The 12,954-nt window shown below is 72.1% G+C and carries 10 protein-coding genes; 7 read left to right on the forward strand and 3 right to left on the reverse strand.

Going from position 1 to position 12,954, the window contains the following annotated elements:
- Positions 1-56 precede the first annotated feature (56 nt).
- Together A4R43_RS07480 and A4R43_RS07485 are read right to left on the reverse strand one after the other, a co-directional pair.
- Complete coding sequence (locus tag A4R43_RS07480; protein ID WP_205215263.1) at positions 57-1,391, reverse strand: 6-phospho-beta-glucosidase; 1,335 nt, start codon at positions 1,389-1,391, stop codon at positions 57-59.
- Complete coding sequence (locus A4R43_RS07485; protein WP_236808823.1) at positions 1,388-2,161, reverse strand: DeoR/GlpR family DNA-binding transcription regulator; 774 nt, start codon at positions 2,159-2,161, stop codon at positions 1,388-1,390. The genes A4R43_RS07480 and A4R43_RS07485 overlap by 4 nt, the downstream gene beginning before the upstream one ends.
- Before the next feature lie 167 nt (positions 2,162-2,328).
- Here A4R43_RS07485 and A4R43_RS07490 point away from each other — a divergent pair, with 167 nt between their 5' ends.
- Genes A4R43_RS07490 through A4R43_RS07510 form a run of 5 tightly spaced genes read left to right on the forward strand, consistent with a single transcriptional unit; the run spans position 2,329 to position 8,798 of the window.
- Positions 2,329-3,393 (forward strand): carbohydrate kinase family protein, encoded by a 1,065-nt coding sequence (locus A4R43_RS07490; RefSeq protein ID WP_205215438.1) that lies wholly within the window; start codon positions 2,329-2,331, stop codon positions 3,391-3,393.
- Complete coding sequence (locus A4R43_RS07495) at positions 3,390-4,715, forward strand: extracellular solute-binding protein (RefSeq protein ID WP_205215264.1); 1,326 nt, start codon at positions 3,390-3,392, stop codon at positions 4,713-4,715. Before A4R43_RS07490 ends, A4R43_RS07495 begins: the two co-directional genes overlap by 4 nt.
- A complete protein-coding gene (locus tag A4R43_RS07500) occupies positions 4,702-5,562 on the forward strand; it encodes a carbohydrate ABC transporter permease (RefSeq protein ID WP_236808824.1) in 861 nt (286 codons plus the stop codon). The genes A4R43_RS07495 and A4R43_RS07500 overlap by 14 nt, the downstream gene beginning before the upstream one ends.
- On the forward strand, positions 5,559-6,365 hold the full coding sequence (locus A4R43_RS07505) for a carbohydrate ABC transporter permease (protein WP_113691648.1): 807 nt from the start codon (positions 5,559-5,561) through the stop codon (positions 6,363-6,365). The genes A4R43_RS07500 and A4R43_RS07505 overlap by 4 nt, the downstream gene beginning before the upstream one ends.
- Positions 6,366-6,392: 27 nt before the next feature.
- Entirely contained in the window at positions 6,393-8,798 is a 2,406-nt protein-coding gene (locus tag A4R43_RS07510) for a sugar-binding protein (protein WP_113691649.1), read from the forward strand.
- Positions 8,799-8,801: 3 nt separating this feature from the next.
- On the opposite strand, the gene A4R43_RS07515 is transcribed toward A4R43_RS07510, so the two are convergent.
- Positions 8,802-11,450, reverse strand: a complete 2,649-nt coding sequence (locus A4R43_RS07515) for an AAA family ATPase (protein WP_113691650.1) — start codon at positions 11,448-11,450, stop codon at positions 8,802-8,804.
- Between the two features lie 90 nt (positions 11,451-11,540).
- Here A4R43_RS07515 and A4R43_RS07520 point away from each other — a divergent pair, with 90 nt between their 5' ends.
- Both A4R43_RS07520 and A4R43_RS07525 read left to right on the forward strand, forming a co-directional pair.
- Positions 11,541-12,386: an SDR family oxidoreductase gene (locus A4R43_RS07520; protein WP_113691651.1), complete on the forward strand. Its 846-nt coding sequence runs from the start codon at positions 11,541-11,543 to the stop codon at positions 12,384-12,386.
- Between the two features lie 29 nt (positions 12,387-12,415).
- On the forward strand, positions 12,416-12,934 hold the full coding sequence (locus A4R43_RS07525; RefSeq protein WP_113691652.1) for a hypothetical protein: 519 nt from the start codon (positions 12,416-12,418) through the stop codon (positions 12,932-12,934).
- Positions 12,935-12,954: the final 20 nt, after the last annotated feature.

A 12,954-nucleotide genomic window follows, 5' to 3' on the forward strand; every position in this document is an offset into this window, starting at 1 on the left:
GCCCTATTCAGCACCGCTTCAAAGCGCATCATCTCGGCCACTCAAAGAAAACCGGCTCAGGACAGGTCGGCGAGGTCGGGGAAGGCGGTTACGTAGTCGTCCAGTACTTGGCTGGCGGCGGCGACCGAGTCCACCAGCGGGTGCGAGCCCAGCGCCAGGAGAGCCGACGAGCGGCGCCGGGTGACGGCGGCCTCGATGGTGGCGCGTTCAACGCCTTTCACCTGCTGCATCAGCCCCAGTTCGGTCGGGCGCACCTGGCCGACCGCCAGGGCGCGCGGGCCGTTGCCGTCCACCACGCACGGGACCTCCACCACGGCGTCCTCGTCCAGGCCTGCCACCGCGCCCCGGTTTCGCACGTTCAGGATCAGCGACGCGTCCTCGTTGCCCGCGATCGCGTGCATCAACCGCAGCGCGACCTCCTCGTACCCACCGCCGTCGGTGTCGCAGGTGTCGCGTTCGCCCGCGCCCGCGACGGCCCGGCCTTCCGCCAGGTAGCTGCGTTCGCGTTCGGCGCGGGTTTCCTGCCAGCGCGAAAGCGCCGAGCCAGGGTCCCGCGCCGCGTCGGCGTAGAAGGTGCGTTGCTGTTCACGGAGGAACTCGCCGCGGGTGGTTTCCTGGACGCCCATCTGCGCCAGCGTTTCCCTGGCGAAGTAGTAGTAGTGCAGGTACTCGTTGGGCACCGCGCCCAGTGTCCGCAGCCACCGCGCACCGAACAGCTTGCCCTCTTCGAAAGAGGTCAGCGCGGGCGAGTCGAACAAGCCCGGCAGCACGTCACGACCGCCGACCAGCACGCGCCGCAGCCAGCCCAGGTGGTTGAGGCCCACGTAGTCGAACGACGCACTGGCCGCGTCGACGCCCAGTGCGCGGGCCACCCGGCGGCACAGCCCGACGGGCGAGTCGCAGATGCCGATCACGCGGTCGCCCAGCACCGCCGACATCGCCTCGGTGACCACACCGGCCGGATTGGTGAAGTTGATGACCCACGCGTCGGGCGCGCGCTCGGCCACCGTCCTGGCGATGTCCAGCGCGACCGGCACCGTGCGCAGGGCGTAGCAGATCCCGCCCGGCCCCACGGTTTCCTGGCCGAGCAGGCCGTGCCGGAGCGGGACCCGCTCGTCCACGCTGCGGCCCTCCAGCCCGCCCACCCTGATCGCCGAGAACACCATGTCCACATCGGACAGTGCCTCGCCGAGTGACGTGGTGGTGGTGATGCGCGGCCGCCACGCGGCGCCCGCGGCCTGCTGGTCGAGCACCGCGCCGATCGCGGCGAGCCGCTCCGGCCGCACGTCGTGCAGCACCAGCTCGGTCACCAGCCGCGCGGGATCGGCCAGCAGACTGGCGTGCACCAGCGGCACCCGGAACCCGCCGCCACCCAGGATCGCCAGCCTCATACCTCGTGCACCTCCACGCCCGCCTCACGCATCACGGCGAGCGTCTCCGGGCTCGCCCCCGCGTTGGTCACCAGCACGTCCAGCTCCTCGGGCCCGCACACCCTGGCCATGCCGGCGCCGGGGAACTTGCGCGCCTCCGCCAGCAGCACCACCTGCCCGGCGGCGGCCAGCATGGCGCGCTTGCCGGGCACCTCGACCACCGTGTCGTCCATCAGCGCCCCGTCCCGCCCGACGCCGGAGGCCGAGACGAACAGCCGGTCGGCACGCACCTGCCGCAGCGCGTCCTCGGTCAGGAAGCCGACCATCGACCGGTAGTTGCGCCGCACCAGCCCGCCGAGCAGCAGCAGTTCGACCGCGTGGTCGTCGGCGAACTCGTCGTAGACCGCCAGATTGCTGGTCACCACGGTGATCCGCCTGCCGTGCAGGTGCTTGGCCAGCTGGTGCACGGTGGTGCCGATGTCGAGCAGCAGCACCTCGCCGTCGCGGACCAGCTTCGCCGCGGCCGCCGCGATGGCCGCCTTGCCGCTCTGGTCGGTACCCGCCACCAGGTCGAACGGCAGCTCGGCCGACGGGTTGAGCACGGCACCGCCGTGCACCCTGGTCAGCACCCCGTCGCGTTCCAGCGAGATCAGGTCGCGCCGGATGGTGGCCGCGCTGGTCTGCAGCTGCTCCGCCAGCACGGCGATCGACGCCGACCCGTCGCGGGTCAGGCATCGCACGATCTCCGAGTACCGGCGCTGGGGTAGCACGAGGTGGACATTATCAGTCATTTCTCTGCACGGGCAGTTGTCATTTCCTTTCAAAAGGGTGCAGACTGCCGGGACCCGGTGAAGGAGGCGCGGTGACTCCAGGGAACGACGACAACGGTGCCGCCGGCGGTGGTGGCAACGGTGACTGCGGTGGCGGTGGCGGTGGCAGGACGGTCGGTGACGTGACGATCGATCTCGACGCGGGTGCCAGGACGAGCGCGGGAGATCCGCCGGCGCTCGACATCCTGCTGTCCGGCACGGTGTTCCTCGACATCATCTTCACCGGCCTGCCGCAGCTGCCCGAGCCGGGCACCGAGGTGTGGGCCACCGGGCTCGGCTCCAGCCCCGGCGGCATCGCGAACCTGGCGGTCGCGTTGTCGCGGCTGCAGATGCGCACCGGGCTGGCCGCGGCGTTCGGCGAGGACGCCTACGGGGACTTCTGCTGGGACGTGCTGGCCAACCAGGAGGGCGTGGACCTGTCGCATTCGCGCCGGTTCTACGGCTGGCACTCACCGCTGACCGTGTCCATGGCGGTGGAGAAGGACCGCAGCATGGTCACCCACGGCCATCCCGCGCCGATCAGCGCCGACGACCTGCTCAACCCGCCGCCGCCGACGCGCGCCTGCTTCGTCCACGTCGATCTGCACGACGACGAGTGGGTGCGCACCGCCAAGCGCAACGGCGCGCTGCTTTTTGCCGACGTCGGCTGGGATCCGACGCAGCGGTGGGAACCGGCGATGCTGCGCCAGCTGCTCGAAGGCTACGACGTGGTGCTGCCCAACAGCGTGGAAGCCACCCGCTACACCCGCACCGACAACGTGCGCAGCGCGGCCGCCAAGCTTGCCGAGATCGTGCCCGCGGTGGTGGTCACGCGCGGGCCGCGCGGGGCGTACGCGGTGGATTCGGCCACCGGCGAGGAAGCCGACGTCGGCGGGCTCAACGTGGCGGCGCTGGACCCGACCGGCGCGGGTGACGTGTTCGGCGCCGGGTTCGTGCTGGGCACGCTGGCCGGCTGGCCGCTGGCCGACCGGGTGCACTTCGCCAATCTCTGCGCCGCGTTGTCGGTTCAGCACTTCGGCGGTTCCCAGTCGGCACCCGGCTGGGGTGACATCGCCGCGTGGTGGCGGCTGGTCGGCCGCCGCGACGAGCGGGATCTGCGGGGTTACGCCTTTCTCAGCGAACTGCTGCCCGAGCGGGGCAGCACCCAGGTGCGCCGGGCCAGCGCCACGATCGGATTGCGAGGCATATCGTGAAACGCCGTTCCTCCACCGCACTCGTTCTCGCGGCCTTCGCACTGGCCGCCTGCGCGCCCGGCGGCTCGTCCGACCGGCCCGCCGACCGCCCGGCCGGGGAGGTCCGCACCGACGTGGCCGCGATGGGCGAGGTGACGCTCACCGTCTGGGACCAGGAAACCCGGGCGGGCCAGGAAGAGCAGATCACCCGGCTGAACGAGCAGTTCCAGCGCGCCCATCCGAACATCAGGATCAACCGCGTGGCGCGGTCGTTCGACGACCTGCGCAACACGGTGAAGCTGGGGCTGAGCGGCAACGAGGCACCCGACATCGCGCAGGTCAACAACGGCAAGCAGGACATGGGTGCGTTTGTCAAGGCCGGCCTGCTGGTGCCGCTGGACGGGTACGCGCAGGCGTACGGCTGGACGAACCGCTACCCGGAGTCCGTGCGCCGCCTGGCGTCCTATCCGGACAGTGGGGATGCCCTCGGTGAGGGCAAGTTGTACGGCGTGCCGCAGACCGGTGAGCTGGTCGGCATCTTCTACAACAAGACGAAGCTGGCCGAGCTGGGCCTGACGCCGCCGACCACCTGGGCCGAGTTCGACGCCGCGCTGGCCAAGGCGAAGGCCGCCGGGCAGCTGCCCATCCAGTTCGGCAACCTGGAGAAGAGCGCCGGGCCGTACCTGTTCGGCGTGGCCATGCACCGGCATTCCCAGCCCGCCGCGGAAATCGCGCTGGCCACCGGCCGTCCGGAGGCGAGCTGGCCGACCGACGCCAACCGGGCCGCCGCCCGGCAGCTGCTGGACTGGGCGGGCCAGGGTTACCTGACGCCGGGGTTCGCCGGGTTGAAGAACGACGATTCGTGGGCCAACTTCGCCAAGGGCGAGGGCGTTTTCCACATCAACGGCACCTGGCTGACGCCGGACCTCAAGGCCGCCATGGGCGACTCGGCCGGCTTCCTGCGCCCGCCCGGCGAGTCGATCACCGGCGGCACCGGCCTGCCGTGGGCGATCAGCTCGAAGAGCAAGAACCCGGACGCGGCCGCCGCGTACCTCAACTTCATCACCTCACCGGAGGCGATGAAGGTACTCGGCGAAACGGCGAACCTGCCGGTGCTCGATGCCGCCCAGCAGCCCGCGACCGGGCTGCAGAAGGAGGTTTTCGACGCCTGGCAGTCGGCGTCGGCTTCGGCGGGCCTGGTGCCCTACCTCGACTACGCCACGCCGAACGCCTACGAGGTGGTCAGCGGTGCGGTCGAGCAGCTGCTGAGCGGGGCGCTGGACACCGAGAAGTTCCTCGGCACGCTGCAGGCCGATCTGGACGCCGGCCGTGGCGGCAGGTGAGCCGAGGCGGGTCGGCTACCTCTATGTGCTTCCCGCGCTGGCGGTGTACGGCCTGTTCCTGCTCTTCCCGCTGCTGCACAGCGGCTGGCTTTCGCTGTTCGACTGGGACGGGCTGAGCCCGGGCACCTGGGCGGGTCTGGACAACTACGTCGAGCTGGCCACCGAGGAAGGCGCGGCGGCCGCGTTCGGGCACGTGGCGGTGCTGGTGCTGTTCTTCGCCGTGCTGCCGGTGTGCATCGGGCTGGTGCTGGCCACCGTGCTGCACCGGACGCGGGTGCGCGGGCTGCCGTTCTTCCGCACCGCCCTGTTCCTGCCGCAGGTGGTGGCCATGGTGGTGGTCGCCGTGGCGTGGCAGCGGATCTTCGCGCCCGACGGCGTGCTCAACGCCGTGCTCGGCACTCCCGGACATGCCTGGCTCGGCGACGAGAGCACCGCGCTGCTCGCGGTCGGCGTGGTCGGCACCTGGGTGCAGACCGGCCTGGCCATGGTGTTGTTCCTCGGCGGCATCGGGAAGATCTCCGGTGACCTGTTCGACGCGGTGCGGATGGACGGCGCCGGTCCGGTGCGCGAGTTCCGCACGGTGATCCTGCCGTCGCTGCGCCCGGAGATCGGGGTGGCGCTCACGCTGACCGTCATCGCCGCGCTGCGCACCTTCGACCTCGTGTACATGATGACGCCGCAGGGCGGGCCCGGTGGCTCGACCACGGTGCCCGCGTACGAGATCTACCAGCGGGCCTTCCACGGCGGGCAGGTGGGCTCGGCCGCGGCGATGGGCGTGACGATCACGCTGCTCGCCTTCGCCGTCACCTTCGTGATCACCCGGATCTCCGGTGGGGAGCGCCGATGAGGGTTTCCACGGCCGAACGCGCCGGCACGTACGTCATTCTCGGGGTGTTCACGGTTTTCGCGCTGTACCCGATGGTCGCGATCCTGGTGACCGCGCTGCGGTCGGAGGTCGCCGGGCAGGGCGGGATCCACTGGGAGAACTTCGCCACCGCGTGGACGCAGGCGCGGTTCGGCAGCTACCTGCTCAACAGCGTGCTGGTGTCGGTCTGCGTGGTCGCGCTTTCGCTGGTGCTGTCCGTGCTGGCCGCCTACGCCTTCGGCACCATGCGGTTCCGCGGCAGCGGGGTGCTGTTCTACCTGGTGCTGCTGGGGTTGACCGTGCCGGCCGAGGCGGTGGTGGTGCCGCTGTACTTCGACCTGCGCGACCTCGGGCTGACCAACACCTACGCGTCGCTGATCTTCCCGCAGGTCGCGCAGTCGGTGGCGTTCGGCGTGTTCTGGCTGCGCACCTACTTCCGCTCGACCTCACGCGGGATCGTCGAGGCCGCGCGGCTCGACGGCGCCGGGCACTGGCAGACGCTGTGGCGGATCCTGGTGCCGATGGGCCGCCCGGCGATGGTCACCCTGGCGGTGCTGGTGTTCATGTGGACCTGGAACGAGTTCCTGCTGGCCAGGGTGATGGTGACCGGGGAGGAGCTGCGGACCGCGCCGCTGGGCCTGCAGTTCTTCTCCGGCCCGGCGACCACCACGGTGCCGCTGCTGGCGGCGGCTTCGGTACTGGTGGCCTTGCCGGTCGTGGTGCTGTACCTGTTCCTGCAGCGGCATTTCATCCGGGGCATGGTGGACGGTTCGGTCAAGGGCTGAAGCCCGGGAGGCTCGGGAGGCATGGTTATGCGCACACTGGTGGCCGGGGTGCTGGGGGCGGCACTGGTGGCGGGGCTGGCCCCGCCGGTCGCGGCGGCGGAGTCGCGGGCGGACCTGGACGTGTTGTTCGTCGGGGCGCATCCCGACGACGAGGCGTCCACGCTGTCCACGATCGGGCAGCTGGGCCTGGACGCCGGCGTGGTGACGGTGACACGCGGCGAGGGCGGTGGCAACGCCGTCGGGCCGGAGGAAGGTCCCGAACTCGGCCTGCTCCGCGAAGCCGAGGAACGCAAGGCCGTCGGGCGCGCCGGGATCACCGACGTGTTCAACCTCGACCGCGCGGACTTCTATTACACGGTCAGCTCGCCGCTCACCGAGCAGGCGTGGGGGCACCAGGCGACGCTGGAGAAGCTGGTGCGCGTGGTCCGGCAGACGCGGCCGGAGATCGTGTTCACCATGGACCCGGCGCCGTCACCGGGAAACCACGGCAACCACCAGTACGCCGCTCGGCTGGCTTTCGAGGCGTACGCGGCGGCCGCGGACCCGGCGCGGTTCCCGGACGCCGGAAAGCCGTGGGCGGTGGCGAAGTTGTTCACCACCGGCCTCGACGGCGAGAGGAGCACCGGTCCGGACTGCGTCTCGGCGTTCACCCCGGCCGAGCCGACCGACCGGGTGTGGGGTGTGTGGGCCGGGAACCGCGGTCCGGACGGCAAAACCTGGGCGCAGATCGAACGCGAGGCGCAGCGCGAGTACGCCAGCCAGGGCTGGGCCGGTTTCCCCGACGCGCCAACGGATCCGGCGGCGATCGGCTGTGACTACTTCACGCTGGCGGCCAGTCGCGTGCCGTACCGGCCGGAGGTCCGTGGGATCGACGGATTGCTGGGTGGCGCGGTGCCGATGGACGGCACGCTGACCGCTACCGCCGACCGGTACCGGCTCACGCCCGGTGAGCGGGTGCGCATCGACGTGCAGTCCTCGAAACCGGGGGAGATCGCGCTGACCGCGCCTGAAGGCTGGGCGGTGGATGGCTGGATGGTGACCGCGCCCGCGGATGCCAAGCCGGGCAAGGCACGCATCCGGGCCGCACTGTCCACAGGGGACAGCACCGAGGCGATCGTCGAGGTGGTGCCGCCGGTGGCCGCCACGCAGGAACCACTGCCGCAGGTCGCGCAGTACGGGGACTGGGCGCGGCAGGTCGGGTTCCCCGAGCGGGCGGACGACGTGCTGCCGGTGCTGACCGTGCCGTCCGGGGGAACGCGGGACATCGCGGTGACCGTGCGCAACGAAAGTCCTGTGGCGCAGCAGGGTGCGGTGTCACTGGCGCTGCCCGCCGGGTTCGAGGGTGGTGAGGCGCAGCCGTACGAACTCGAGGCCGGGGCCACGAAGCAGGTGAATTTCCCCGTCCGGAACACGGACGCGACGCTTCCGTCGGGAAAGGACTTCCCGTATCAGCTGGTCACCTCGCAGGGTGTCACCACGGCCGCGCTGGAAGTGGTGCCGTCTACGGTGATTCCGCAGGCGCAGGCGGTGCCCGCGATCGACGGCAGCGCGGGCGCGGGGGAGTATCCCGGTGCTGTGCTGGACATCTCGGCGCGCTGGGAGGGTGACGACTGCGCTTCGGCGGCCGACTGCTCCGGGGCAGCCCGGTTGTCCTGGCACGACGACACGCTTTATGCACTGGTCGAGGTGACCGACGACGTGGTTGGCACGAAGCTGTCCACCGCGGACTGCAAGCGGCACTGGCGCACCGACGCGGTCGAGCTGACCTTCGACCCGAGGGGCAAGTCGGAAAACACCTCCAGCACCTACAAACTGGCCGTGCTTCCGTCCACAGCGGACGGTGGGCCGTGCGCGTTCCGGGACGCCGACAACGCCCAGGGGCCCGCGCCCGGCGTGCGCGTCGCGGCGCAGCCACGCGAAGGCGGGTACACCGTCGAAGTGGCGGTGCCGATGGAACGGCTGCCGGGCGCGGTCGATCCGGCGGCGCTGGGGCTGAACGTGCTGGTCTACGACTCGGACACACAGGACAAAACCGGGCAGACGCGGATCGGCTGGTCGACCTGGGGCGGGGTGCAGGGGGACCCGTACCGCTGGGGCCGCGCGACCGTGGCTGGCTACAGCCCGCCGCCGGGGCGGCCGGTGGAGCCGCCGGAGCCGGTGCTGCCGCTGGAAGCGCTGGCGTCGGTGGACTCGCCGCAGACGCTGGAGCAGTCGATCCGGCTGGGCCTCCCACCCGGCGCGGCGGCCCCTGCGCGCCCGATCCACGCACGCGATGGCTGGCTCTACTCCAGCGAAAAGGGCACCGCTTCGGTGTTCGCCGAGGACGGCCGCCACGTCGTCGAGGTGACTCCCGGCCGGACGAAGCTGCCCAGCGGTCCGGTTCTGGTTGGTTTCACCAACACCCACGGCGACACGGCGGCGGCGAAGGGGTGAGGTTCAGTCGAGGTCGGGCAGGTCGCGGAGTTGTCTGCGTGAGGTGATGCCGAGCTTCCGGAAGATGTTGCGCAGGTGCGCGTCGATCGTGCGCGGGCTCAGGTACAGGCGCGCGGCGACCTCCTTCGACGTAGCGCCCGCCGCGACCTGGCGTGCGATGTGCATTTCCTGCATGGTCAGGCGGTCGTAGGTGTGCTCGGCACGACTGCGCGCCACCTCGCCGGTGGCGCGCAGCTCGCGCGCCGCCCGGTCGGCGAACGCCTCCAGGCCCATGCCCGACAGCTGTTCGTGCGCAGCGCGCAGGTGTTCGCGCGCGTCGCGGCGGCGGCCCTCGCGGCGCAGCCACTCGCCGTAGCGGAGGTGCGCTCGTGCCAGCTCCGGGGCGGGCGCGTCGTCCGTCAGGTGCTCGATGGCCGCCCGGTACTGGTCCTCGGCATCCCCGACCAGCGCATGTGCCCCGGCCGCCATGCCCAGCGCGTAGGTGGTGCCCGCGGCTTCCGCGCGTTCCTGCAGCGACGCCAGCGCCGAGCGGGCGGCGCTGTGCTCACCACACCGCACCGCGGCCTCCACCAGCTCCGTTAGCGCGGCACCCGCGGAGAACAGGTTTCCGCCCGCCACCGCCCGCGAAGCCGCTTCGAACGCGGCCGGGTAGTCGGCGAGACCGTTGTACAGCACGGCCGCGGCCGTGTGCACGCCCTCGACCAGCTGCCCGGAACCGCGGCCAGTCGCCTCGGCGAACAGGTCGAGCGCCTCCTGGCGGCGACCGCGCATCGCCACCAGGTGCAGGCGCGGGTACAGCTGCGGCGGGTCACCGAGCGCGTCGGCGATGGCGGCTTCCTCGGCCATCACGGCCATCGCCCGCCCGAGGTCGCCGGCCAGCACCGCGGCCATCGCCACCTGGGACAGGCCGAGCCGGACGGTGATCGGCGAGCCCGTCTCCCGGCCGGTCCGCGCCAGCCAGTCCACGACCTTCGCGTGCAGGCCGAGGTCCCACAGTTCGCCCGCGAGCACGGTGGCCAGCGCGGGCACGCGCTGCCAGCCGTCGCCGGTCAGCGCCCGGCGCAGCGCGGGATAGCCTTCGCGCGGGCCGCCGGTGTTCAGCAGCACCAGTGCGTCGAGCAGATCCGGACCGCCCGAGGCCGGTGGTGCCGACCGGGCCGCGTCGAGCACCCGTTCCTGCACCCCGGCGGCCCTGGCCACGACGAGCGCCATTTCCAGTGCGGCCACGAAGCATTCGCGGGCGCGCTCCGGATCGACGGTGGCCAGCCGCTGACCCGCGCGGAGGATCAGGTCCGGGGCCTGGTCCGCGCCGGTGACAAAGGCGACCTGGCCGCGCAGGAGGTCGACCGAGGCGTGCACGCCGTCGTCCAGCGGTTCGGTGTTGATGCTGGCCAGCAGGTCCGCCGCGGCGTCGGCCGCACCCGCGTCGAGCGTGGCCCGCGCGGCGGCGATGGTGCGCTCGGTCTGCTTGCCGGGATCCAGCGTCAGCGCCGCCGCGCGTTCGAGGAAGGCCGCGGCCGCCGCCACGCCCCCGCGTGCCTGCGCCCGCGAAGCCGACGACTCCAGTTCGGCCGCGACCCGCTCGTCCGGTCCCGTGGTGGCCTGGGCGCGGTGCCACGCCCGCCGGTCCGGCGCGGTGGCCGGGTCGGTGGCTTCGGCGAGCGCCCGGTGCGCGGCGCGGCGTCGTTCCGGTTCGGCGGCGCGGTAGCCGGCCGAGCGCGCCAGCGGGTGGCAGAAGCGCACGCGGGTGCCGAAGGTCACCAGCCCGGAGGCTTCGGCGGCGGCGCTCGCGGCTTCGAGGCCCAGCTCACGCGCGGCTGTCCACAGTAGACTCGGGTCTCCGGTGGGGTCGGCGCTCGCGAGGATGAGCAGCGCGCGGGCCGGTTCGGGGAGTGCGGCCAGCCGCTGCTGGAAGCTGCGCTCGATCCGGCTCGCCACCGGTGACGGGGTCGGCGGCGCGTAACCACCGGCCTTCGGCAGTTCGATCAGGGCCAGCGGGTTTCCGCGTGCCTCGGCGAGCACGCGGTCGCGCACGCGTTCGTCCAGCGTCACGGCCTTCTCTTCGGCGAGCAACGCCCGCGCGTCCGCGTCACCGAGGCCACCGACGGTCAGCGTGGGCAGCTCGTCGAGCCAGCGGGCGCCCTCGTCGCGGGCCGCGAACACGATCGCGATCGGCTCGGCGGTGATGCGCCTGGCCAGGAAGGTCAGCGCTCGTGCCGACGCGGTGTCCAGCCAGTGCGCGTCGTCGACCAGGCACAGCAGCGGGCGTTCCGCCGCGGCCGCCGCGAGCAGGGCGAGCGTGGCGAGGCCGATGCGGAACGGGTCCGGCGCGCCGTCGGCTAGACCGAACGCCACCCGCAGCGAATCGCGGTACGGCGCGGAAAGCCCGTCGAGGTGCGGCAGCACCGGCAGGCACAGCTGGTGCAGTGCGGCGAACGCCAGTTCGCCCTCGAACTCCGAGCCGGACGCCCGGATGACCTGGAACCGTTCGGCCGCCGTGCCTTCGAGGTGATCGAGCAGCGTGCTCTTGCCGATTCCCGGTTCGCCGCGGAGCACGAGCATGCCGCCGTCACCACGACCGGCGGCGGAGATCAGCGCGTCGAGGCGGCCGATCTCGTCCCGCCTGCCGACGAGCGAACGCGAGCTGGGCATGGTCGGCACCCTATCCACCGGCACCTACCGACACCGATTAGGCGATTGTCACCGACGCGAACACCGGCGCCCTGCCGCGATCGTGGTGGCATGAACGTATTAGTGACCGGCGCGACCGGCACCATCGGCTCCACCCTCGTCCCCGCGCTGCGGGCCCGCGGCGTCACCGTCCGAGCGATGATCCGCAACCCCGACCGGCCGGTGCCCGGCGTCGAGAACGTCGTCGCCGACCTCCAGGACCCGGCGTCCGTCGCGGCCGCGCTGAAGGGCGTGGACGCGGCGTTCCTCAACAGCCCGTCGGCACCCGACGCCGCCGCGATCCAGATCCGGTTCGCCAACCTCGCGCGGGACGCGGGCGTGCCCCGGCTCGTGCTGCTTTCCCAGTACGCGGCCCGCGTCGACTCCCCGGTGCGGTTCCTCCGCTGGCACGCCCAGGTCGAGGCACACGTGCGGGAGCTCGGCTTCGAGCACACCGTGCTGCGCCCGAACCTCTACCTCCAGGCGCTGCTCGCCTTCGCCGGGACCATCGCGCAGGGCTGGTTCGCCGCGCCCATCGGCGACGCCGCGGTCAGCGCCATCGACACCAGGGACATCGCGGACGCCGCCGCGGCGGTGCTGACCGGCGACGGGCACGGCGGCCGCACCTACACGCTGACCGGCCCGCACGCGATCACGCACACCGAGATCGCCGACGCGCTGTCGGTGGCCACCGGGCGGGCCATCGCGTTCCGGGACGTGCCCGCCGGGCAGTTCGCCGCCGCGTTGTCCGGCCTCCTGCCGCCGTGGCAGGTCGACGGGCTGGTCGAGGACTACGCCCACTACGCCAGGGGTGAAGCCGCCGAGGTGCACACCTCCGTTGCCGACCTGACCGGGCGCCCGGCGCGCGCGGTCACGGCGTTCGCCCGCGACCACGCCACCGCGTTCATCCCGGCATAGCCCCGGCTGCGGCGCGCTACCGTGCGGTCATGGCGTTGTCGTGGCGGGCAGTCCTCATCGCGGCGCTGGCGGCCGGGGTGGTGGTGGCCGGAGCCGCCGTGCTGGACGAGGCGCTGGAGACCCCGCCCGCGTTCTGCCCGGACGACGTGGACTCCGACGAGCCGGAGGACGTGTCGTCCCTGAGCGCGCCGCCGCGGAGCGGGGTGGCGTTGTTCGACGTCGCCGGGAACGGTGACATGACCGACCGCGGCGACCAGCTCGACGGCCGCCTGCCGAACACCTTCACCAGGGACGCGCTGATCTGCCAGTACCAGCGGGAAAGCGACGAGGAACTCGGGTCCTGCGGTCTGTCGACCAAGCTGCTGGCCACCCGGTACGCCTACAAGGTCTACGAATTCTCGTCGAAGCGGCTGCTGGGGGAGTTCGAGCTGCTCGGGCACGGCCGCTGCCCGACGGGCATCCGCGAACTCCCGGCGGGCTCGTCAAGCCTCAACGCCGATCCCGACTACCCGGCACTGGTCGAGCGCCTGGTTCCGCTATTGACCTAACAATTGAAGTTTTGTACGGT

It is taken from the genome of Amycolatopsis albispora (assembly GCF_003312875.1).
Taxonomy (GTDB): Bacteria; Actinomycetota; Actinomycetes; order Mycobacteriales; family Pseudonocardiaceae; genus Amycolatopsis; species Amycolatopsis albispora.

Coding starts and splice junctions, on each gene's coding strand:
- A4R43_RS07480 (WP_205215263.1), bottom strand. CDS start 1,391: ATGAGGCTGGCGATCCTGGGTGGCGGCGGGTTCCGGGTGCCGCTGGTG.
- A4R43_RS07485 (WP_236808823.1), bottom strand. CDS start 2,161: ATGACTGATAATGTCCACCTCGTGCTACCCCAGCGCCGGTACTCGGAG.
- A4R43_RS07505 (WP_113691648.1), top strand. CDS start 5,559: ATGAGGGTTTCCACGGCCGAACGCGCCGGCACGTACGTCATTCTCGGG.
- A4R43_RS07510 (WP_113691649.1), top strand. CDS start 6,393: ATGCGCACACTGGTGGCCGGGGTGCTGGGGGCGGCACTGGTGGCGGGG.
- A4R43_RS07515 (WP_113691650.1), bottom strand. CDS start 11,450: ATGCCCAGCTCGCGTTCGCTCGTCGGCAGGCGGGACGAGATCGGCCGC.
- A4R43_RS07520 (WP_113691651.1), top strand. CDS start 11,541: ATGAACGTATTAGTGACCGGCGCGACCGGCACCATCGGCTCCACCCTC.
- A4R43_RS07525 (WP_113691652.1), top strand. CDS start 12,416: ATGGCGTTGTCGTGGCGGGCAGTCCTCATCGCGGCGCTGGCGGCCGGG.